19 protein-coding genes are annotated in these 22,761 nt (G+C 41.3%); 7 read left to right on the top strand and 12 right to left on the bottom strand.

The genetic code is table 11. The features are described 5' to 3' along the window. Nucleotides 1–21: 21 nt before the first annotated feature. The 3 genes from B9T34_RS17745 to B9T34_RS17735 all read right to left on the bottom strand — a co-directional run bounded on the left by B9T34_RS17745 (nucleotide 22) and on the right by B9T34_RS17735 (nucleotide 3,368). Nucleotides 22–957, bottom strand: coding sequence for an FRG domain-containing protein (locus B9T34_RS17745; protein WP_086214456.1), 936 nt, complete (start codon nucleotides 955–957; stop codon nucleotides 22–24). 467 nt (nucleotides 958–1,424) lie between these two features. Then, entirely contained in the window at nucleotides 1,425–2,093 is a 669-nt protein-coding gene (locus tag B9T34_RS19080) for a hypothetical protein (protein ID WP_228147482.1), read from the bottom strand. A gap of 114 nt (nucleotides 2,094–2,207) precedes the next feature. Beyond that, nucleotides 2,208–3,368 (bottom strand): Fic family protein, encoded by a 1,161-nt coding sequence (locus tag B9T34_RS17735; RefSeq protein ID WP_086214455.1) that lies wholly within the window; start codon nucleotides 3,366–3,368, stop codon nucleotides 2,208–2,210. An 836-nt stretch (nucleotides 3,369–4,204) separates the two neighbouring features. Between B9T34_RS17735 and B9T34_RS17730 the strand changes: the two genes are divergently transcribed. Beyond that, nucleotides 4,205–4,405 carry a hypothetical protein gene (locus tag B9T34_RS17730; RefSeq protein WP_086214454.1) on the top strand — a complete coding sequence of 67 codons (201 nt, stop codon included), beginning with the start codon at nucleotides 4,205–4,207 and terminating at the stop codon, nucleotides 4,403–4,405. A gap of 853 nt (nucleotides 4,406–5,258) precedes the next feature. Beyond that, entirely contained in the window at nucleotides 5,259–5,480 is a 222-nt protein-coding gene (locus tag B9T34_RS17725) for a TA system antitoxin ParD family protein (RefSeq protein WP_086214453.1), read from the top strand. A 576-nt stretch (nucleotides 5,481–6,056) separates the two neighbouring features. Here the strand turns inward: B9T34_RS17725 and B9T34_RS17720 are convergent. The 9 genes from B9T34_RS17720 to rpmH form a co-directional block, all read right to left on the bottom strand. Then, nucleotides 6,057–8,510: a DUF927 domain-containing protein gene (locus tag B9T34_RS17720; protein ID WP_171265238.1), complete on the bottom strand. Its 2,454-nt coding sequence runs from the start codon at nucleotides 8,508–8,510 to the stop codon at nucleotides 6,057–6,059. Between the two features lie 210 nt (nucleotides 8,511–8,720). Continuing rightward, nucleotides 8,721–8,930: a helix-turn-helix domain-containing protein gene (locus tag B9T34_RS17715; RefSeq protein ID WP_086214452.1), complete on the bottom strand. Its 210-nt coding sequence runs from the start codon at nucleotides 8,928–8,930 to the stop codon at nucleotides 8,721–8,723. Next, nucleotides 8,927–9,169 carry a helix-turn-helix transcriptional regulator gene (locus B9T34_RS17710; RefSeq protein ID WP_086214451.1) on the bottom strand — a complete coding sequence of 81 codons (243 nt, stop codon included), beginning with the start codon at nucleotides 9,167–9,169 and terminating at the stop codon, nucleotides 8,927–8,929. Before B9T34_RS17710 ends, B9T34_RS17715 begins: the two co-directional genes overlap by 4 nt. A gap of 508 nt (nucleotides 9,170–9,677) precedes the next feature. Next, complete coding sequence (locus tag B9T34_RS17705; protein ID WP_171265237.1) at nucleotides 9,678–10,913, bottom strand: tyrosine-type recombinase/integrase; 1,236 nt, start codon at nucleotides 10,911–10,913, stop codon at nucleotides 9,678–9,680. Between the two features lie 204 nt (nucleotides 10,914–11,117). Then, a complete protein-coding gene (gene mnmE, locus B9T34_RS17700; RefSeq protein ID WP_086214449.1) occupies nucleotides 11,118–12,473 on the bottom strand; it encodes a tRNA uridine-5-carboxymethylaminomethyl(34) synthesis GTPase MnmE in 1,356 nt (451 codons plus the stop codon). A 103-nt stretch (nucleotides 12,474–12,576) separates the two neighbouring features. Next, nucleotides 12,577–14,337 carry a membrane protein insertase YidC gene (yidC, locus tag B9T34_RS17695; RefSeq protein WP_086214448.1) on the bottom strand — a complete coding sequence of 587 codons (1,761 nt, stop codon included), beginning with the start codon at nucleotides 14,335–14,337 and terminating at the stop codon, nucleotides 12,577–12,579. 5 nt (nucleotides 14,338–14,342) lie between these two features. Further along, entirely contained in the window at nucleotides 14,343–14,663 is a 321-nt protein-coding gene (gene yidD, locus B9T34_RS17690; protein ID WP_086214447.1) for a membrane protein insertion efficiency factor YidD, read from the bottom strand. A gap of 9 nt (nucleotides 14,664–14,672) precedes the next feature. After that, the gene (rnpA, locus tag B9T34_RS17685) at nucleotides 14,673–15,065 is read right to left on the bottom strand and encodes a ribonuclease P protein component (RefSeq protein WP_086214446.1); all 393 of its coding nucleotides are present in this window, start codon (nucleotides 15,063–15,065) and stop codon (nucleotides 14,673–14,675) included. A gap of 32 nt (nucleotides 15,066–15,097) precedes the next feature. After that, nucleotides 15,098–15,232 (bottom strand): 50S ribosomal protein L34, encoded by a 135-nt coding sequence (rpmH, locus tag B9T34_RS17680; protein ID WP_000831329.1) that lies wholly within the window; start codon nucleotides 15,230–15,232, stop codon nucleotides 15,098–15,100. Between the two features lie 662 nt (nucleotides 15,233–15,894). Here rpmH and dnaA point away from each other — a divergent pair. The 5 genes from dnaA to B9T34_RS17655 all read left to right on the top strand — a co-directional run bounded on the left by dnaA (nucleotide 15,895) and on the right by B9T34_RS17655 (nucleotide 22,693). Next, a complete protein-coding gene (gene dnaA, locus B9T34_RS17675) occupies nucleotides 15,895–17,277 on the top strand; it encodes a chromosomal replication initiator protein DnaA (protein WP_086214445.1) in 1,383 nt (460 codons plus the stop codon). A gap of 110 nt (nucleotides 17,278–17,387) precedes the next feature. Continuing rightward, the gene (gene dnaN, locus B9T34_RS17670) at nucleotides 17,388–18,536 is read left to right on the top strand and encodes a DNA polymerase III subunit beta (protein ID WP_086214444.1); all 1,149 of its coding nucleotides are present in this window, start codon (nucleotides 17,388–17,390) and stop codon (nucleotides 18,534–18,536) included. A gap of 16 nt (nucleotides 18,537–18,552) precedes the next feature. Then, nucleotides 18,553–19,635, top strand: a complete 1,083-nt coding sequence (gene recF / locus B9T34_RS17665; protein ID WP_086214443.1) for a DNA replication/repair protein RecF — start codon at nucleotides 18,553–18,555, stop codon at nucleotides 19,633–19,635. Nucleotides 19,636–19,687: 52 nt separating this feature from the next. Further along, nucleotides 19,688–22,159, top strand: a complete 2,472-nt coding sequence (gyrB, locus tag B9T34_RS17660) for a DNA topoisomerase (ATP-hydrolyzing) subunit B (protein WP_086214442.1) — start codon at nucleotides 19,688–19,690, stop codon at nucleotides 22,157–22,159. Between the two features lie 168 nt (nucleotides 22,160–22,327). After that, on the top strand, nucleotides 22,328–22,693 hold the full coding sequence (locus B9T34_RS17655) for a hypothetical protein (protein ID WP_086214441.1): 366 nt from the start codon (nucleotides 22,328–22,330) through the stop codon (nucleotides 22,691–22,693). Nucleotides 22,694–22,761: the final 68 nt, after the last annotated feature.

The following is a 22,761-nucleotide window of genomic DNA, read 5'->3' as shown; positions in this document are numbered from 1 at the left end:
CAGTGACTAATAAGTGACTAATTAAGCTTTTTTGTTTTCTATTAAATTCTCTTTAAATCGATTTTTATTAACTCCATCCCGAACATGTTGAGCTGCGCCCAACACGCCTCGGAAAATTGTAGTGGCATTAATCGAATAAGAATCACAAAACTTTAGTACGTCATTTGCATATTTATTTGGCAAGTTAATTTTTGCCATCATTGTATGCTGTCTTTTTTTAGCTATTAAATCATTCACTAACATGACCTCTTTAATCCTATTCTTTTCTTCACAAAAGGTACAATTTGACTCTCTTGTCACTTCTTGTCGAACTAAGGTAAAGCATCCTTGTTGAGAGGAAATATTTTGATTCAATGATTTAGGTACATTAATTATTTCTATATTTTTCTTTTGAAAATCATTTAATAAATTAATTCTCTCTATATCCAAACACCAAATCGAAAAGGAACCTGAAATATCACTATTTTTAATAACATTTGATGCCGCAAAATAACATGCTACTAGAGGCTGATGGGTCCAATCTAAAAGTTGAGTAGAAACACCATAATGCTGAGCAAAACTTAATAATTCGTAATATTCTTTTAAAGGCCATTTAGATGGAGCTAGTGCACAACTATTTGGGAATTCATTTAAAAATTCATTTCTAAAGAACATTGAGTCATAAGGTATTTGGACACCATTTAAATCGCATGCTTTCACAAACGAATGTAAATAAGTCCACTCTAAAAAAGCAAGGCCATCAAATTTTCGCGCTAAGAAATTAGGAATGGATCTAAAGAAGTTGGGAGTCAATTCCCAATTAGAGTTTTCTTGCCCCCTGAATATCAAATTTTTATTTGTATAATTTAAATATTCTTTCAAGTTTTCTTTATCAGGCCTAATTAACTCTATAAAATTATCAATATTATCAATATTAATTTCAAAATATCCCTTTTCAGGGTGATCCAATCTTTCCATTCTTTTGCCATGAAACTTTAGATATTAAATGTGATAAAAAATAGCAAATTTACTTATTATTAACTATAAGTATTTCTCTCATAAAGAGGGATTCTATATTTCAGCTATAGCATTAACACTAGATTAGAAATCCAAAATTTATTGAAATATAGACCATGGAGGGACAACTATTTAGACTAAAAAGCGTTCACCATTATATGTGGTAACAGAAAAGGGCATATACAGGTTTTGATGTAGTAACATAGTCCAGGTATATAAAATAATCTATTTACCTTGATGAAATTCAAGTCCATCAAGGAAATGAGCACGGCGCAACACAGATCGGTATATATGCCTTGCTATTGGTGGCATGAGAGGTCTTTCTTATGAACACCTTGTAAAGCAAAGATATATAGAAATTTTGTCAGTAGAAATGTTAAAGGCATTTACACATAAAAAAGCCTACTTAGGTAGGCTGAATCTAAAAATTAAATACATAGAGGTTTTAATAGCCTGAGCTTACTCTGAATTCTCTCGAAATGAGCTTGATTTTCTTCAGCTGACTGCTCCCACATCTCGGATAGTAATATTTTCTTATTACAAGAAACCGTATCAAGAAACTCAGCTATTGACTCATGTTGCTGTGCTGCATGTACTTGCCTCGATAGACTATCCCACAACCCATAAAGATCTTCTTCAAATGAAAGAATAGTATTTTTAAAATTTAAAGATTCATCATCAACAATTTGAATTTCATTGGCTTTATTGGCCAATTCAGCAACTAGTCTATGAAATAATATATTTTTCTCTTTGAATTTATCTGTGCTTCTCAAATCTATAGGAATCAAATTATAGAAAACTAATAAATCACCATTAAGTATTCTTAAAATTTCTTCACTAATTTTCTCATTCTTTACAGCTTTGTGTTGGTCTCTCCAGTCAGTGAAAAGAACAAAAGCTGCAACTGGTGCAAGGAAGGCCGCAGCTAAGGTTAGAGCGTCTTTTATGACATCGTAGGCAGCAGTTCTATCTAAGTTATATTCATAAATTGGGTGACTACTTTTCAGAAAGAAAGCTATAATCAGATACCAGAACACTCCACCAAAAGTCCAAAATCCGACTTGCCTTATCTTTTCTTCTAAAGTTTTCTTTTTCATAAAGCTCACTAAATGCATAAAAAAATTTAATAAAATACCATTTTAAGATGCTAGCTAAGAATATTGGTACCAGCCAATAAAAAAGCCCCCAATTAAGGAGACTTTTTAAATTTATCAACCCTCAAGGGGTTTAGAAATAAAACCCTCTTTTCTGAGACATTCAATAACGCCCCTAAACAAGCTGTTGTGTAAAAAGCAGACATAATAACTTCTAGACCCTTGAGTTATGGGCTGAATAAGTTTTGCTTCATTTAACTTTCTAATCTGATACGTTCTTTGTGTTCTTGTTGAATCTTTAAAAATATTATCAAGATCAGCTGCTTTAAATTCTGGATGATCAATACCATATCTAATTATTTGTGCTTCAAAATCCGTAACGCGTTGTCTTTCAATAGCAATTTGAAGAGCAGGGGAGAGAATTTTTTTCTTTAACCAATCATATTCATTTAATTGATCAATTTTTTTCAATTCTGTCAAAATGCCTTCTAGAACATAAGTACACCATAGTTCTAAGCTTTCAGCATCGCCTTTATCTGCTATTGAAAGCATTTCATAATACTTATTTCTATCATTACAAAATACAGCAGTAGGATTCAAAATCCCTCCCCCTGTTGTAACGTTAAATCCATATTTGATTAAAAGAGTATATGTGAAGAGACGAACTACACGCCCATTACCATTGCCAAATGGATGAATCCACCCAAATCTATGGTGAGCTAATGCAACTTTCATTAAGTCATATTTAGATGGGTTATCTTGATTAACAAAGTTAACTAACTCCTCCATATATAGAGGAACATCATGAGCTAAGGGGGGTAAATGATCTGCACCTGATATACGTACAGGCCCTAAGCGATAAGCTCCTGGAGTTTTATCTCCCTCTCTAATTAAACTATTAACAGTAATTGCATGCAATTCTCGGATAAGATATTCGGTAATTGGATCACCAGGCTTAATAATTTCCTCAATGAATTTCATAGCTCTTTCAATATTTGCAATCTCGGCTATTTGATCACTTGGTTGAGGTTGATCCTCCAGTTTACTTTCTACATAGTCTGCTAAAGTCGTGTGGTTCCCTTCGATTCGAGCGGATGAAAGACTTTCTAAAATATGGAAAATATCTCGTAACTCATTGAAGATATAAGTAGGCGTACTACCATCATCTAAACGATAGCGTCTTAGATGTTCTAATTCAGTTAAGATATCTACTAAACTTGAATCAAAAGATGGATTCAATAACTTCAAATCATGATGTGTAAAAGTAGAATTAGACATAGTAGTAAGTTAAATCCTATATTTTAATAAGTTTAAAAATTAATTTTATGTGATTGTCGTATATACATTTTTCCATTCACACCTAAAAAATTAAGTTAAAAGCACGTTAAACGATAAGTTTAATTTAGTAAACACTAGAAGTTAAAAATCACACAATAGTAAGTTAAATAAAAGCTCATCAAAGTAGGCATAAATGTAATTCTTTAGCCCTACTTGCTAGTATATGTGCATCTTTTTAAGTGGACATGGTGGACTTAACAACCTATCCATATGATTTTAAAAAATTAATAACATCTACTCATATGTAAAACCGCATAATAAAAGTGTGGACATAAAAATAAACAAGGTGGACATACAATAAAAAATAAGCTATTTCCACAGAAATAACCTGTGAACCATGTGCTAACCGAGGGTAATTGGGTACGGACTGCATTCAACTTAGGCTATATCAACACTTTGCTCCATATCTAAAAACTGGAACCAATATAAAGGCTCATATTCTGCCTACTAATACTTATTGCATTTACAATGGAGATTGATGCTAATCCAGCCTATGCTAAGAGACTAAGGAAATATTTGCGGCCAACCCAAATGCAGACCCAGAACAATATTCTAAGACCCTAGGTCAAAACTATATCGGCTGGGCGTATGGACAAGACAAATTAAAAAGCGGGTCCTCATTCGCATGGAGATCACACGATGTACGGCGCCGCGGCCATTTAAATACGGTTAAGAAAAAAGTAGAGCATCTTGGCCAGCCAAGTGCTAGCCTGTCTAGAAAGCCTGCAAAGCTTGTCACTGTGAGCGCACAGCCAGCCCGGAAGGAAAACAAACAGATGTTTGTGTCTGATTATCCAAAGGCAGTGAAGAATGTAGAAATTGAAAAGGCCAGCCCATTGCGCCGTATCAATTCCAAATCTGAGCAGCAAGTGATGACGGCCAGCGCAAACTTGAATAATATTTCACAATTACCAGCAGACCGCGATATTGCACATGCAATTACTGGCGGCTTAGGTATGCGCACTTTGTACACTTAGGGGCAAAAGTTAAAGCTCTATTTTTTAATCTTATGAACGGCAGAAAAATTGACAAACTATAGGATTGGAGTTAATTTTTAACCTAAGACGCATTAGGCGATTGGCTTACCCGATCCACAAGGCGTTTTTTATAAAATCAGCAATTCCACATAGAGGGCCTTTCCCACTCGGAATTGCTTTTTTTTTTGCCCTGAATTTATTAACCGCACGATTGACACACTATAAAAATAGAGTTAATTTTCAATCAAAGACGCCTTGAGCGGTTGGCGCAACTTTCCCAGCCCACAAGGCGTTTTTTATGTCTAAAAATTGATAACGAATTACACACGGTACTCCGAATAACCATTTTTTCTAAATGCTCTATAAAGCATAATGCTCTAATTTTATAGGTAGGTTTTTCAGAGCAATAAAAAGTGAAATCCAGTATGCCGTTTGCCGCTCAAAAAATACATTAAATACTTTCATAAGACATTGTTTAATATCATTAAAAAATACAAACCAGCATTGGGATTGTAAAAATAAATAGGTGTTGAAGCGGCATTTAAAGTACATAAGATTCAGCTATCAAAAACCACTTTCAATAGTTGATAAAAGTGCAAATTACAGGCACTAGAAAGCCATTATTTATTCAACAAAACAAAAGCAAAATGAAACTCTAAAAAATGTATTGCACAATACATTTTTTAATCTTATGAACGACAGAAAAATTGACAAACTATAGGATTGGAGTTAATTTTTAATCATAGACGCCTTGTATGACCGGCTTAACCCGGGCTGCAGGGCGTTTTTTATGTCTAAATCTTAACAATTGCTGTAAATCATGTTTAATTCATAGTTGATCAAGAGGATAAAAATGACTTTGACTACACTAGAGATAGATAACGAAGTATTAGTACAAGCCCATATATACGGCGAAGCTCAGAACCGAAATACGGAACAACAAATCCAGTACTGGATACATATAGGGAAAATTGCACAAGATAATCCAGACCTCAATTTTTCTGACATATCAGATATTTTAAATAGTATTGCTCAAGTCAAGGCTGGAGCAACGACTCCTTATAAATTTGGTTAATTTAATGAAAGTTAAATGACTTTACGCTTAACCCAACAATAAAAACCTTTTCAAAAATATCTCCACAATTATATTTTTTCTAAAAATTCTTTATCTTTTTAATTCACTATTTTAATGCTCTATAAATCATAATTTTCTAATTCTATAGGTAGGTTTTTTCAGAGTAATAAAAGTAATATATAGTGTGCCGCTTGCCGCTCAAAAAACGTATTAAAAATTAACTTAACATATTGTTTATTATATTAAAAATTAAATAAAAAGCATTCAGATTATAAAATAAATAAGCACTGAAGCGGCATTTTTAACATGCTAATTTAGAACACTATTTCTAAGCGTTTTAACCATTCGATAATGGTTAATTTTCATTATGATCAGTGTCTACAATACGGCGTCTTAAACAGTGCTGTACTATAGAAATACTCCAAGTAATGTCCACCCAATGTCCACCTATTAAAATATATATATTTATACAAAGTGGACATAACAATAATCTTATATAACAGCGTCTTAGTTACCATGAATATTCCAATGTCCACTTTGCCCACTACATTCACCTAATAAATTATGTTTTCATATTCAACCATCAACGTTTTGCATAGCCTCTACATTGAAATGCATCATGCGGGGCCTTGTGCCATCAGGTAGCGCATTGCTGGACTTCTTCACATACATTTTTTTACCACCCTCAATAAACTCCTTAATCCAGCCATGTTTGATCAATGTCTTTTTGACACTGGCTTCATTCATGCCAATACACATTTCCTTTTTAAACATGATTGTAGACACTAGGTAAACTTTACTTTCAGGATCGTAGTAACCGACACGGTTATGAATGCGCGGGCGTACCATCTCACCATCTGCCTGCCTGATTACTGTTAAGTCTTCAAAACGGCTTGTACCATTAGCTTCAAAGAATGCCTGAATGTGCTCCAGATTCTTTGTTTCCTCCATGTTTTCGCCACTGCCTAGATTACCTAGCCAAGTGTCCAAACATTGCGCTACAGCCTCAAATGCTCGCTCTTTCTGCCATCCTGTAATGCCTGCTTGTGTGGCCAGCTCTCCAGCAGTGGCCACAAGTGCAAAACGGCGCATTACGCGGTTAGCTTGGCCGCCCTTAATGCGGCTATGTTGTTCGATAAAACTATCCATGAGCGCTTGTGCTTTCTGTATGACGGCATCTTTATCTTGGGTCAAATATTCCAGCCATTTAATCCCTGCATGGCCATAATGCTGTGCTGCCAGTTCATTAATGCGGTTGCCAATGTCCTGTGGTGCGGTGCCGTAGTTAATGCAATCGAATACGCCGTATCCTTTGCCTGCATCGCTAGGTATATGTGCAAAGCGAAGCAACAACCCTGCATCCAGTTCAATACTGCCACGGCGCAAATGTTCCTCAAGAGTAACTTCACCAGTAGAGGTATACATGAGACTGAATTGCTTGGCATCGCGGTTTTTCCCAGCTTTTCTGCTTCGGGCCTTGCCTTGGCCGCCAGTCAGCATATAGACAATATCAGACACAGCTTTAGGTACAGCTTGACGTAGTTCATCCAGATTTAAAAAGCTGTCATTTCTCAATTCAGCTTCATTTTCCAATGCATTGTCAGTGGTGCGCCATGACTTCGATATATGCTTAGGATTACCCCAAACACTGCATGATGCTTTGGTGATAGTGCTCTTTCCGTCTGTGGATGAGCCATATATATGAAAACCGCCACTTTCAGCACCTAAGGGTAAAACCAATTGCCCGGAAAAGGCACATGAGAATGCCAAGACTGCCAAAGTATGGGGTTCAATTAACCGGCTAAGTTCCTGCCATTCTTCAAAGCTCCCGGATACAGCATAAGGGCTTTTATTGTCACTGTGAAAAAGTAGTTTTTCATCTCCAATGTTGCCATAGGTTTTATTAGGTGTAGCAAAACAATGTCCATGCCATCCAGCACGGTCTACGCAGCGGAAACGCTGCTCGTTCGGGTAGTCCTGAATGTAACTGATGAATGCACTTTTCCTGTAGGTCTGACGTGGCGGCATTAAGCCATGATTGGCAATAATCTTTAAAGCTTCCTGCGCTTCCCCCATGAAATGCTCATAAGGGATGAGTAAGCGATGTAGCGTATTGTCCTTATCTTGGAACTGGATAACGCGCTTCCAGTTATCATTATTCGAACTGCGCGCTTCGCCTAAGATAATGACTGGATGGCAGATAAAAGTACGAGTCTGTTTAAGTTCTCCATCTTCATCTCGCTTTTCCTTAATCAGGTATAGGCCTGTATCTAAGATATGCAGAAATGCGCCATCATCCATTCTGAAAGGCTCGGCCAAATGGCCTTTTGCCAGTGGCTGAATTACATTTAATTGCTCAATAGCCCGCTGGATAAAAGCTTCCACTTCATCTGCTTCATCTTCCTTATACAGTTCAGTTAGAAATGAGTTTCCGTCGGATTCTGTATATTGGTTCAATAATCTGACTGCAGTATTTTCCTCAAGGCTTTGGAATGCATCCAGTTGGATATATTCAGGGCGTACCGGCATATAAAGATGGGTATATCCAGCCTCTGCCAATTGGTGAATGACGAAAGCCATTTGCTCATAGTCAAAAGGCTTTAGCTCAGTTTTATTGGCATTGCAAAGCGCTGGCAATACGACCAATACAACGGTGTAGCCTGTCTGCGCAACCTTATAGAATGCCTCTAAGCAATAAGTAATAATAACCGGCTGCGTATGGTCTAAATTCCCATATAAGGCAAAGCCTTTGGCCAGTCCATCCGGCATAACTTGCACTCGTAGGCCATCCTGTAATACGGCGCATTGAACAAGCTCAAGCTCCGTATTAACGATAGGCAGAATTAAAGGTCTGTCATACTCAATACGACCTATGACTACTTTGCACTGATCAACATGAATCGGCTGTGCTGGACTGCCAAAACGCTGGATAATAGGGTGCTTCAAGTACTCTTCATCGGCTGGATTTAAAACCGTACAAGAGAATAATATGTCTGCTGGCCTTGTCATGCCAAAATCTTTATTAAGCATATCCACCCTCAAATTGTTTTAAATCTCGATCAAAATTGCTGATTGAAAAGTAGGAAATGTACTGACTAATTTCGATATCAAAGCAACGGTTACATGAGGTATACCAATCTAAATTTACTTCCCCATGAGCAGTGCGCCCACAGCTAACCAAAACTAGAAATAGTAATGTCAAAATAAAGAACGGTTTAAATATGTTGATATGTCTGCTTCTCATCTGGACACACCTTTCATGATATAACGTGCAAATGTGCCACTCCCCATTGCTTTCTGCTGTTTATGAGTTTCAATTTCATAGCCGGAATTGCGCAATCTATAAATGGCTGCACTTAACCTGTAGCAATGAAATAATTGGATTGCCTCCTTCTGGGTAATCGAATTGCCTTGCTTCAGGTAATTTAAAATCAACATGTCCTGATTCATAGAGAACCACCTTTTGTTGAATTTACTTCTCTATGATGCGCAATACATTTAGAAACCCATTCATCTATCTCAGATTCAACCCAAGCGACACGGCGTTCAGACAAATTGATGCATTTCGGAAATAATCCTTCCGCCATCAATGCGTAAATAGAGGAAGCTCCAAGGCCTGTTTTGGCTTGAACTTCTTTGCGGCGGATTAAACGCTGAGTTGTATTTTTATGATTGTCAGATGTTTTCATCTAAACATGCTCCAAATATGGAAATGCCTAAACACAAACAAAGGAGGGGAGAATGCAGCAAAAATTAGGGAGGAGCCACGGCACTAAATTGAATAAACAGGAAACAGCAGTTACAGCAAAACAAGCTTAGCTACGCCTCTATCCCAATAAGAAATGAAAGCAGATGGCCGCTATTTGCCGTAAACCGATAAAACCTATAATATTAGAACCGTACCTATAGAAATATAATAAATCTTTAGGTCTGCCTATAATCTTTGCTTTACATTCTAGGTTCTCCTAGGTTGTGCCCGTTACGGCGAGGTTATAAAAAATGATGATTCGTGATTGGCGTCACTTCTCATCACAGAGAAAGGTTAGCAATGCTGGCCTTTTTTTGTATAAAAAGTCACTGTATTCCATTGAACACATTGCACTGCTTTCCAATTTTTGGAACATTAACACGGCTAAAAAAGGTAAAATGGTTAGTAATTGAACAAACAATCCCCCCGCATAACCTCTTTTCAGCAAATTAACTAATTTTTCTAACTTGATTAAAAAAGATCAGGTTAGGCTCATAAATCAGACTAAAAATATAATCGCTCCATTTACTCATCATCTCTGTGCGTTCTTTCTTATACTTAGCCTTGTTATAAACACCCCTAACGCCTCGCATTGTGTGATTCAAACAAGCTTCAATGGCATCACTATTAAAACCTTGCTCATTTAAGTGTGTGCTTGCTGTACGGCGTAAATCGTGGACAGTGAAATCAGGTATATCTGTTAAAGACAATGCCGATTTTTGCGCCGTGTTGAATGCGTTATGACTGATATGCGTACCAGTCTTTCTACCTACAAATACAAAAGGCTCATCACCAGCAATTGTTTTCAACTCTTTGAAAATCTCAATCACTTGATCTGACATATAAACAACCATTTCACGGCTATGGCCAGTTGCACTATCTGCCTTTGTTTCAGGAATAAGCCATAAGCGTTTTTCAAAATCTATGTCTTGCCACTGCGCCCTTAATAGCTCTGACTTTCGAACCAGTGTCAGCAAGGACAGCAAAAGGCCAAGTTTTCTAGGCCGATAAATGCGTGAATTTAAAAGGGTAGTGTAAAACTTGCGTATCTCATCCGTTTTTAAATAACGTTCTCTAGGCACAGCCTTATAAACATGCCGAGTAGGAATGGATAGAACTGGATTAAATGACACTAAACCTAAAGTTATAGCGTAATCAAACATACGCTTTAATAGCCCACGCACTTGATTAGCGGCAGCATCATAGCCTTGATCTTTCTTGCGCCATATAACGCGGCGCACATCATCCATATCGATTTGATCTACAGCAATATGCCCTAGCAATGGATAAATATCATTGTTCAAGCATAAAATCATATTGTATGGATTCGCTCGGTATTTTTTGATGACGTCATTCAAATAGCGTTCACCGTAGTCACGAAATAAAGTACTGGTGACTTTATTTTTATTCTGTTTTGGTGAAATACCCTTAGCGACCATAGAGGCCGATTCATCCCGAACCTGTCTGGCGTCCTTTAATGACATATCAGGATAACGGCCTATAACCAATCGTTCCTGTTTTCCATTTAAAGAATAGCGATACCACCACGACTTTACGCCAGTTGTTGTTATATCCAAAAACAAACCGTTAGCAGCTACATCCTTTGCCGTATATCTCTTCTCACCAGCTTTTAGATTTTTAATTTCTCTGTCAGTAGAAAAAAGTATCTTTTCTGCTTGCGCCATAATTAAGTCACCATTAAAAAAATATAAGCCACTTTTAAGATTGTGACTTATTGGTGACTAAAAAAATCATAGCATTAGTTGAATGCATTGAACATATTGGAATGATGAAAAGGCAAAAATAAAGCACTAAGCTGTTATTACTTAATGCTTTATTAAACTAACTGGAACTCTTTGGAACTTATTAAACAATATCAAAAATTGAAATTACTTTCCAATACAGAATGATCCAAATATCTTGCCCAGCAAGTCATCTGCACTGAAATCACCCGTAATTTCCCCCAGCGCATTTTGCGCTAAGCGCAGTGATTCTGCGACCAGCTCACCTGCATGGAAAACGGTCAGCTGTTCACGCGCTTCTGCCAAATAGCGCTGAGTACGCGTCATTGCGTCTAAATGGCGTGTACGCGCAATAAAGGTATCTTCTTCAGGCTGAAAGCCTGCATGCGCTGTCACGGCATCTATAAGCGCCTGTACGCCTGTTTCCTGCTTCGCGGATACAGTCACATGCCGGAAGCCATGCAAATCACCAAGCGCTGGCACAGCCCCTGTTAAATCGCATTTATTGCCAATCAGCATTAAGCGTTTCGGCTCAATGTGTTCTGCAAAATAGTTTTTCGCCAGTTCAAGCGGGTTTTCCCCTTGACTCAGGTCATACACCAGCAGCAGCAAATCCGCCTGTTCAATTTCCTGAATTGCACGGCGGATGCCTTCTTTCTCAACCACATCACCTGTTTCACGCAGGCCAGCCGTATCCGTCAATGTAATCGGCAAGCCATTCAGGGTAATTTTTTCATGCAAAACATCACGTGTAGTACCGGCGATGTCGGTCACAATCGCACGTTCAACACCAGCCAGCGAATTCAGCAGCGAAGATTTTCCTGCATTGGGTTTGCCGGCAATCACCACCTGTAGGCCTTCGCGCAGCAGCTGACCTTGACGCGCGGATTGCTGCACAGCACTAACTGATGCGCTCACCTCATCCAGCAATCTCAATATTTTCCCGTCCGCCAGAAAATCAATTTCTTCTTCTGGAAAATCAATGGCAGCTTCCACATGCAGGCGCAAGTGGATCAGGTTTTCCAGCACCGTATTCACTTTGCTGGAAAAGGCACCCTGCAGCGAACGTACTGCAGAGCGAGCTGCAGCCTGGGAGGTCGCATCAATTAAATCGGCGATCGCTTCCGCCTGCACCAAATCCATCTTGCCGTTTTCAAATGCGCGCATTGAAAATTCGCCTGCTTTGGCTGCCACAGCACCTAATTCCAATAAACGCGCCAGCAAAGCATTTTGAATCACAGGGCCGCCATGGCCCTGCAGCTCCACCACATCCTCCCCCGTAAAGGAGTGCGGATTCGGGAAGCAAATGGTTAAGCCTTCATCCATGACCTCGCCTTGGGCATCCAAAAACTTGCGGAAACCGGCATAGCGCGCTTTCGGCAAAGCGGTTTGGCTCAGCGCTTCTGCAATTGCATAAGATTTTGGCCCAGACAGGCGAATCACCCCGACGCCGCCGCGTCCTGGCGGAGTTGCAATTGCAGCAATCGTGGTTCGGTTTTGCATGGTACTCACCTAAATATCTACCTCAAAATCTAAAATGACAGGCAAAGAAAAATCCGCCTAAGATTACCATCTTAAGCGGATTTATTCAGCTAATCAGCACTTCTTAGTTTGCTGGGTTCGCTCCGTCTCGCTTTTCACGCTCTTTCGCAACGCCTTTGTTAATCAGGCCCTGCTGCAAGATGGTAATACTGTTGTTGACAATCCAGTACAGCACTAAGCCTGCAGGGAAGAACAGCATGAACACCGTGAAAATAATCGGCATAATTTTGAATACTTTCGCCTGCATTGGATCTGCTGGCTGAGGATTCAAACTTTGCTGAATGAACATGGTTACGCCCATCAGCAGCGGCAAGATAAACCATGGATCCATCGCAGATAAATCCTGAATCCAGCCTAACCACGGCGCATGGCGCAGTTCAACGGATTCCATCAATACCCAGTACAAGGCAAGGAAGATCGGCATTTGCAGCAATAACGGCAAGCAGCCCGACAGCGGGTTCACTTGTTCACGCTTATACAGCGCCATCATTTCTTGCGAGAAACGCATGCGGTCTTCACCGAATTCTTCTTTCATGCGCTGCATTTCTGGCGCAATCACACGCATTTTCGCCATAGAGCGGTAGCTCTTAGACGACAGCGGCCAAAGAATCAGTTTCACCAGAATCGTCAATAGAATAATTGACCAGCCCCAGTTGCCTACCAAGCCATGGAAAAATTGCAAGCCTAAGAACAGCAGCTTAGCAATTGGCCATAACCAGCCATAATCGACAGTTTGGTTTAAGCCTTCAGCTAAGTCTTTCAATTCAGACTGAATTTTTGGACCAGAGTAGAATGTTGCGTCTACTTCAGCCGCTGTACCTGCAGGAACGTTAAATGAAGGCGAAGTAAATTGGATGATATTCATATCATCTGAAGATTTACGCGACTCCAATTTCGCTGCATAAGGCTGGCCATTCGCCTGCGTTAATTTCAACTCGCCCGGCACCCAAGCGCTGACGAAATAGTGCTGCACCATTGCAACCCAGCCGCCTTTGGCTTCAACACTCAATTTTTCTTCATTGAAGTTGGCAAATTTCAGCTTGTTGTAATGTTCTTCCGGTGAGCCCCAAGCGCCGCCCAAGAATGTACCTAAAGTGAAAATACCTTGGTCAGACTTGCCTGGATCTTCAGAGTTGTCACGTTTCAGTTGGCCAAACATTTGGCCTTGCCAGTTCTGGCTGCTGCGGTTAACAATCTTGTAGCTGACGACAACTGGATATTCGCCTTGCGTAAAGCTGAAGGTCTTAATAATTTCCACGCCGTCTGCAGTTTTCAGCACCATTGGCACAGTTAAAACTTTTTCAGCTTTTCCATCTTTTTGAACAGCTTTTGCATCAGCCAAACTATAAGCAGTTTTTTCAACTTCATATGATGGGCGGCCTGCACGCGCGCTGTCAGGGCCATTCAGACCGATTAAGCCTGATTGAGCCACATAAGTGCGTTTGGCATCGCTTTCCAGCATGACAAAAGGTTCATCGCTGTCTTTATTTTTGTCATGATTGAGTAATTCAACACGAACAATATCACCGCCTTTTGGATTGATCCAAAAGTGGTAAAGGTCAGTTTTCACTGAAACAAGCTGTTGACTTACAGGTGCAGAGGCGTCTGCTGTTTGCTGCGCGGCAATATTCGCCTGCGGCACATCCGAAGATGCTGCGGCAGTTTGGCTATTTGGCAAGTCAGCAGATACTTCATGCGACACCACAGCAGTTTTTTGCTGCGGCTTGCTTTCAGCATTGCCGTAATCTTTTTGCCAAGCCAAAATGAGCAAATAAGCGATAACAAACATGGCCCCGAGAATAGCAATCCTGGCCCATTGTTGCATTTCTATTACCCCAAGTGGTTAGAGTGTTTTTGGTTCATTAAACGATCACGAAAGGGTACAGCAACGTGAAGCGTTTGAGAATCTATTTGCTGAAATGAAATAAAACGAACTGCTTTGCAAGGCACAGGATCATAGCCCGAACCGCCCCAAGGATGGCAGCGGCAAATGCGCTTAACAGACAGCCAAGTTCCACGTGCAGCGCCATGTAAATGGACTGCTTCCAATGAGTATTGAGAACACGTAGGAATATAACGGCAGCGCGGCCCTAAAAGCGGACTAATCGCAATCTGATAAAAACGGATCAACCAATGCAGCAAATGTACCATTGGCCATCTCTACTTTTGCAGGGAGGAAGCTATTTTTGTATGCTTTTTGGCAAGTCTGTTCAGCTTTTGCCAAGCAAATTGTAATTGCTGATGCAATTCAGCATTTGGTACTGCATCTATACCTGCTTTAGGCATAACGACAATATCCAAATCATCTAATTGCTGCTGATGCAGGCGAAAACTTTCGCGAGCAAGACGTTTTACTCGATTTCGTTCATGCGCACGGCGCACTTTTTTCTTAGCAACAACAATACCCAAACGGCTATTTGGCAGTTCGGAACGTTTTGCAAGAAATAAGAAGTGGGGCTGATGCACTTTAAAAAGCGCACCATCGAAGACACTTTTATAATCGGCAGCACAGTGTATGCGTACATCTGTGCTGAAGCCATAAAGTGCTGTCATAACGCCCAAGTCGTTATAGCCAACTGATTAAATTAAACAGTTAAGCTATGACGGCCTTTAGCACGGCGGCGAGCCAATACTTGACGGCCAGCTTTTGTAGCCATGCGAGCACGGAAACCGTGAACACGTTTACGTTTCAGTTCAGAAGGCTGGAAAGTACGTTTCATGTTGAAACTCCAAAAGTGATCTTTCTATAAAGGTTCGCGATTTTAGTGCTCATTGCTTGAGCTGTCAATGAAAAACAAGTTTTCTTTCAAAATTGTCTGCTCAATTTAATTTCACGCTAACAAAGATATATTTCCTCTAAATAGAATAAAAATAGTTACACACATCATAAGATGCTGTTTATAATAAACTAATAAATTACCCACATATTTACCTACAAGGTTATCCACAAGCTTTACTGATAATTAAATTCAAACCAACTTTTAAATTTGAATTTAAATCTTTCTTTGAGTTATCCGCAAAAAGCTTGCCTCTTATAAGTAAATTCAAATTTTAAAATTTAAATTTATTACTATTAGGGACGCATTTTTCTGTGGAAATGCCATTTTAATTTTTTATTAACAACGGTTTATCTTGTGAATAAGTCTGTTTTTATGATTTTGATACTTTGTGGATAACTTTGTGATATATTTTATCCACAAGCTGTTGGTTTGGTTATCCACATGCGGCTTTTAAATTTAAATTTAGATCAAATTGCGATTTTTTAGCCAAAAAGCGCTGAATTAGCCATGACAGATGTGGATAACTTGGTTAGAATGGCGACCCGCTTTGGCGGGCAATGAATATATTTTTTATGCACAATGGACTGATATAGGGGTTTCACATGCTTTGGACAGATTGCTTAACTCGTTTGCGCCAAGAGTTATCCGGCAATGTCTTTACAATGTGGATTCGGCCTTTGGTTGCTGACGAAGCTGGTGATACGTTACGTTTATTCGCGCCAAATCCTTATTGGACTCGCTATATACAAGAGCACCACTTAGAGCTGATTACCATTTTGGCTGAGCAGCTGTCTGAAGGGCGTGTCCGGAATGTTGAAATTTTGGTTGATTCGCGTCCTGGCGCAATTCTTTCAGCCAATGAACAGCCTGCAACGACGACTGCTGCCTTAGAATCAGCACCGGCGCCTGCAGCGCCAAAACCGAAAAAAGAAAAAGACGAACCCAGCGCTAAAAACAGCCGTAAGCGTCAATTAAATCCTTTATTCACTTTTTCTCTCTTTGTCGAAGGCCGTTCTAACCAAATGGCGGCTGAAACTTGCCGAAAAGTGCTGACTCAGCTCGGTGCATCGCAGCATAACCCGTTATTTTTATATGGCCCAACGGGTTTGGGTAAAACGCATTTAATGCAGGCTGTCGGCAATGCATTGCTTCAGGCGAAGCCGAATGCCCGCGTGATGTATATGACTGCAGAAAGTTTTGTTCAGGATTTTGTGAGTTCTCTGCAGCAAGGCAAAGTGGAAGAATTTAAGAAAAATTGCCGTTCTTTAGATTTGCTTTTAGTCGATGATATTCACCTGCTTGCAGGTAAAGAAGCCAGCTTGGTGGAGTTTTTCTACACTTTTAATGCGCTTTTGGATGAATCAAAGCAGATTATTTTAACGTCAGACCGATATCCGAAAGAATTGACGGAATTGGATCCGCGCCTGGTTTCACGGTTTTCTTGGGGCTTGTCAGTCGGTGTTGAACCGCCGGACATTGAAACCCGGATTGAAATTTTGCTGAAAAAAGCGGAAAGCAATAATGTTGAGCTGCCGCGCAACTGCGCGCTGTTTATTGCGCAGCAAGTTGTGGCCAATGTGCGTGAATTGGAAGGTGCGCTGAATAAGGTGGTGGCTATTTCCCGCTTTAAGGGCACGCCAATTGATTTGGAAGTGGTGCGGGAGTCATTGAAAGATGTTTTAGCGATCCGCGCGCGCACGATCAGTACAGAAAATATTCAGCGTGTGGTGAGTGAATACTTCCGCATTCCGTTAAAAGAACTGATTGGCCCGAAACGTACCCGTATTTATGCGCGTCCGCGCCAGCTGGCCATGGGCTTAGCCCGTGAGCTGACAGGTGATAGTTTTCCTGAAATCGGCATGGCGTTTGGCGGTCGAGATCACAGCACAGTGATGCATGCTTGTGAAAAAGTGCAGAGCTTGCGTGAGGAAGATCCGATCTTTAACGAAGACTATAAAAACTTGCTCCGTTTACTGCAAAGTTAAGCTGTTTTTGCCTATATTCTGTTCTTGCAATGCGGCATATTCTGCCGCATAGTACACTGCTAAAAAATTAATTTTATCTATTTGCATCTTCATTATTAGAGGAAAGTATCGTGCGTTTAAAAATCGCGAAAGAAAGCTTACTGAATGTTCTATCACATGTCGTAGGAGCGGTTGAACGTCGCCATACCTTAAATATTTTGTCTAATGTGAAGGTTCAGGTGACAGAGCAGGCGCTGACCATTACCGGTTCTGATTTAGAAGTGGAATTGGTTGCCAGCACGCAGCTTGCGGATGGTGCATGCCTGCAGGCGGGGGATACTACGGTACCTGCGCGTAAGATGATGGATATTTGTAAATCTTTACCGTCCGCTGCCCTAATTGATCTGCAGATTACTGAAGATCAGCGCTGTATTTTGAAGTCTGGCAACAGCCGTTTTGTGCTGGGCACATTGCCTGCAGAAGATTATCCTTTGCTGAATACTGAAAATACTCAAGGCACGCAAGTCACTGTAACGCAGCGGGAACTGAAGCGCCTATTTGAGAAAACGTCATTCGCCATGGCCGTTCAGGATGTGCGTTTTTATTTAACTGGTACTTTGCTTGAAATTGATCAGAATCAATTGCGCGCTGTGACAACGGATGGCCACCGTCTGGCGCTGTGCGAAACGTCAGCTACATCAAATTCTTCGCAACTGGTGCAAGCGATTGCGCCGCGTAAAGCAGTTGGTGAGCTGCAGCGCCTGCTGAGCGTTGAAGATGAGCAATTATCTTTGCTGATTGGCCGTGAGCTGCTGAATGTAACGATTACGATTCCAAACCGTGATAAAGAGCAAGGTGATATTACCGTCCGTTTCACAACAAAATTGATTGACGGCAAGTTCCCGGATTACCGCCGTGTCATTCCGCGCGGCGGCGACAAAAATGTGGTGATCGCGCATGATGTATTTAAGCAGTCACTGCAGCGTGTCGCGATTTTAAGTAATGAAAAATTGCGCGGCGTATTCCTGAATTTCGATGCGGATACTTTGCAGCTTCGCGCGAATAATCCAGAGCAGGATGAGGCGAGTGAAGATCTGGCAATCCAATATGCGGATACACCAATGGAAATGTCATTTAATGCGCAATACTTGCTGGATGTGCTCAGTGTATTGGATGGTGATGATGTGTCCATGACCATGACAGAAGCCAATCAGTCGGTATTGGTGCAGGATCCAACGCAGCAAGATCAAACGTATGTTGTCATGCCGATGCGTGTTTAAGTCTCTCTGACCTATTATGCACATCACGCGTTTACATGTAGAACGTGTTCGTAATTTAAAAACGGTTGCACTCTCTGAGCTGCAGCCGTTTAATGTCTTTTACGGGCAAAATGGTTCAGGCAAGACCTCAATTTTAGAGGCTGTACATTTGCTGGCAACCGGCCGTTCCTTTCGCACGCATATTCCTAAACACTACATTCAAAATGAAGCCGCAGATGCAATAGTCTTTGCCCAGTCCGCAACCGATAAAATCGGCATGCAGAAAATGCAGTCGGGCGAACAGCTGATTAAAGTGAACGGCGATTTGGTGGCTACGCAGGGGCAATTGGCCAAAATCCTGCCGCTGCAGCTGATTGATCCTCAGAGCACGGACATTATTGACCATGGCGCCAAACCCAGACGGCAAATGCTGGACTGGATGATGTTTCACGTGGAACCTGAGTTTTATCATGCATGGCAGTATTATTCGCGGGCGCTCAAGCAGCGCAATAGCCTGCTGAAAACCCAGCATCGGCTGAGCCTGTCGGATTTAGAACCATGGAACAAAATGCTCAGTGATTATGGTGAAATGCTGCATGTGCAGCGCGCCAGCGCAGTAGAGCAATGGAAGATATTTTTTGCTAATGATTTAAAGCACCTGCTGCCGGATTTAGAAATTGAATTGGAATACAGCCCAGGCTTTCATAGTGATACAGGCCTGTTGAATGACCTGACCAATTCACATTATAAAGATCTGGAGCGGCGCTATACTGAATGCGGCCCGCACCGTGCCGATCTGCGTTTAAAAACTGCTATGGGAGACGCGGACGCTGTGCTTTCACGCGGTCAGAAAAAGCTGCTGATCATGGCGCTGAAACTGTCACAGATTGCAATGCTGCATGCGTGCAATAGGGAAACTGTGGTATTATTAGATGATCTGACAGCAGAATTAGATTTAACCGCACAACAACGTTTAATTGATCGTTTGAGCCAGCTTGGCAGCCAGGTTTTTATAACCACTTTAGACCATGAATCTGTAAAAAATCATATGCATGATCTGTCTATTTCCTATCAATTATTCAAAGTCGAAAACGGTTGCGTTCAGGCTGTCGCACAATGATTTTAGATTTTACCCGTCTTGGGATAGACCTATTTTCCACTAGGGAGAAACCATGAGTTCAGAAGATCAACAAGCTGCTTCTCACACAGAACAAACCACAGAAAAAGCTTATGATTCCTCTAGTATCAAAGTATTGCGTGGTTTGGACGCTGTTCGTAAACGTCCAGGCATGTATATCGGCGATACGGATGATGGTTCAGGCTTGCATCATATGGTGTTTGAGGTGGTGGATAACGCCATTGATGAGGCGCTTGCAGGCCACTGTGATGAAATTTTAGTGACAATTCACGAAGATGAATCAGTCAGCGTATCGGACAATGGCCGCGGTATCCCAACTGATATTCACCCGGAAGAAGGTGTTTCAGCTGCGGAAGTGATTCTGACTATTTTGCATGCCGGCGGCAAGTTTGATGACAATAGCTATAAAGTCTCTGGCGGATTGCATGGTGTAGGCGTGTCCGTGGTCAATGCGCTTTCCAGTAAGCTGGAATTAACCATTCAGCGCGCAGGCCATATTCACCAGCAGGAATATAAACACGGCGATCCTGTCTATCCTTTGAAAATTGTAGGCGATGCAGAAGAAACAGGCACAACTGTGCGTTTCTGGCCAAGCGCTGAAACATTCAGCCAAACCATTTTCAACGTGGATATTTTAGCGCGCCGTTTGCGTGAACTGTCATTTTTAAATGCGGGGGTGCGCATTGTTTTGCGCGATGAGCGCATCAATGCTGAACATGTTTTTGATTATGAAGGCGGCTTGTCTGAGTTTGTTAAATATATTAACCAAGGCAAAACGCATTTAAACGACATCTTCCATTTTACTGTACAGGCGGATAACGGCATTGGTGTAGAAGTGGCGCTGCAATGGAATGATACCTATCAGGAAAATGTCCGTTGCTTTACCAACAATATTCCTCAAAAAGATGGCGGAACGCATTTGGCGGGTTTCCGTGCGGCATTGACCCGCGGTTTAAACAGCTACATGGAAAGCGAAAATCTGCTCAAAAAAGAGAAAGTGGCCGTTTCCGGTGATGATGCGCGTGAAGGTTTGACTGCGATTGTGTCTGTGAAAGTGCCAGATCCGAAATTCTCTTCGCAAACCAAAGAAAAGCTGGTTTCAAGTGAAGTGAAGTCTGCGGTTGAACAAGCCATGAATAAGTCATTCTCTGAATACTTATTGGAAAACCCGCAAGCAGCAAAATCGATTGCAGGCAAAATTATTGATGCCGCGCGCGCGCGCGATGCTGCGCGTAAAGCGCGTGAAATGACACGCCGTAAGAGTGCGCTTGATATTGCAGGTCTTCCAGGTAAATTGGCCGATTGCCAAGAAAAAGATCCAGCGCTGTCTGAATTGTACTTAGTCGAAGGTGACTCTGCGGGCGGATCTGCAAAACAGGGCCGTAACCGTAAAATGCAGGCGATTTTACCGCTGAAAGGTAAGATTCTGAACGTGGAGCGCGCGCGTTTTGACAAGATGATTTCTTCACAGGAAGTGGGCACCTTAATTACCGCTTTGGGCTGCGGTATCGGGCGTGAAGAATATAATCCAGACAAACTGCGTTATCACAAAATCATCATCATGACCGATGCGGACGTGGATGGATCGCATATCCGTACACTGCTGCTGACCTTCTTCTTCCGTCAAATGCCGGAATTGGTAGAGCGCGGCTATATCTATATTGCACAGCCGCCATTGTATAAGCTGAAAAAAGGCAAGCAGGAACAGTACATCAAAGATAATGATGCGCTGGAAAGCTTCCTGATTTCAAATGCGATTGATGAGCTGGAACTGCATGTCAGCGCTGAAGCGCCTGCTATTCGCGGTGAAGCTTTAGCAAAAGTGATTGCAGATTATCAAACATCTCAAAAGAGCCTGCATCGTTTAACTTTGCGCTACCCTGCCAGCTTGCTGGATGCGCTGATTTCATTGGAAGGCTTTAAGCTGGATCAGATTGCGGATCGGGCTTATGTGCAGCAATGGGGCGAACAGGTGTGCGCAGCGATTGCTACATCTCAGCCAAGCTTGCGTCCTGAGCTGTCTTTGGAAATTTTAGATAAAGAAACAGCGGACGGTCAGAAAATTCAGACTTATCTGCCGCGCATTACCATTTACGTGCACAATTTGCCGCATAGCTATCTATTGGATGCTGGCTTACTGGGTTCAGGTGAATATGCGCGTTTGCTGAAAAATTCTAAGAGCTGGTTCAGTCTATTGGAAGAAGGCGCGTTCTTGCAAAAAGGCGAGCGTAAAATTCCAGTCAATACTTTCCATCAAGTGTGGCAGCACATTTTGCAGGATTCACGCCGCGGCATGATGATCCAGCGCTATAAAGGCTTGGGCGAGATGAACGCTGAGCAATTGTGGGAAACCACCATGGATCCTGAAAACCGCAACATGCTGCAAGTGACGGTACAGGATGCAATTGAAGCAGACCGTATGTTTGCCTGCTTAATGGGTGATGATGTGGAACCGCGCCGTGCATTCATTGAAGAAAATGCTTTAAATGCGGATATTGATGCCTAATTTGTTTACAGATTAATCAAAAAAAATCGCCCTTCGGGGCGATTTTTTTGTGCTATGGTAAATAAATCGATTGAATTATAATCAACTTGATTGTTATTAAACTGACTTATAGGCGTGTCATGATGCTTAAAACAAGTGTTCTTATGCGCTAAATGCGAGGTCGTGACGATGGATAATCAATTGGAAAAAATCCGTGATATTTGGGTCAATGCTTTTTTTACGGGTAATTATGATGTGCTGGCGCAGTATGAAGATGAGCATTTTAAAGCGGTGTATGAGCAGGATGGCCGTGTTGAAAGCAGTTATACCCGTTATGACCGCATTGCGCATGCGGTGAAAAATGGCGTTTGGAAGCCTAAAAAACCCGATGTGGAGTATGAGGAATATGAGTTTAATCATGATCAAACCGAATGTCATGTACGGATAGGATTGGAGGAAAAACAGCAGCAGATCCAAGAAATCTGGCAATTTGACGGTACGTGGAAAATTAGGGAATTACGGTTTTTAAAGGCTAAAAGGACCGCTGCGCATTAACTTACCCACAGGCTGGAATGAATAGAAATTGCTGCAAAACGAAGCGATTTTTTGCTTGAATAAGCGTT

The organism is Acinetobacter sp. ANC 3813 (genome assembly GCF_002135435.1).
GTDB lineage: Bacteria > Pseudomonadota > Gammaproteobacteria > Pseudomonadales > Moraxellaceae > Acinetobacter.
Note: the sequence above shows the minus strand (reverse complement) of the source record. Positions and strands in the feature narration are given on the sequence as shown.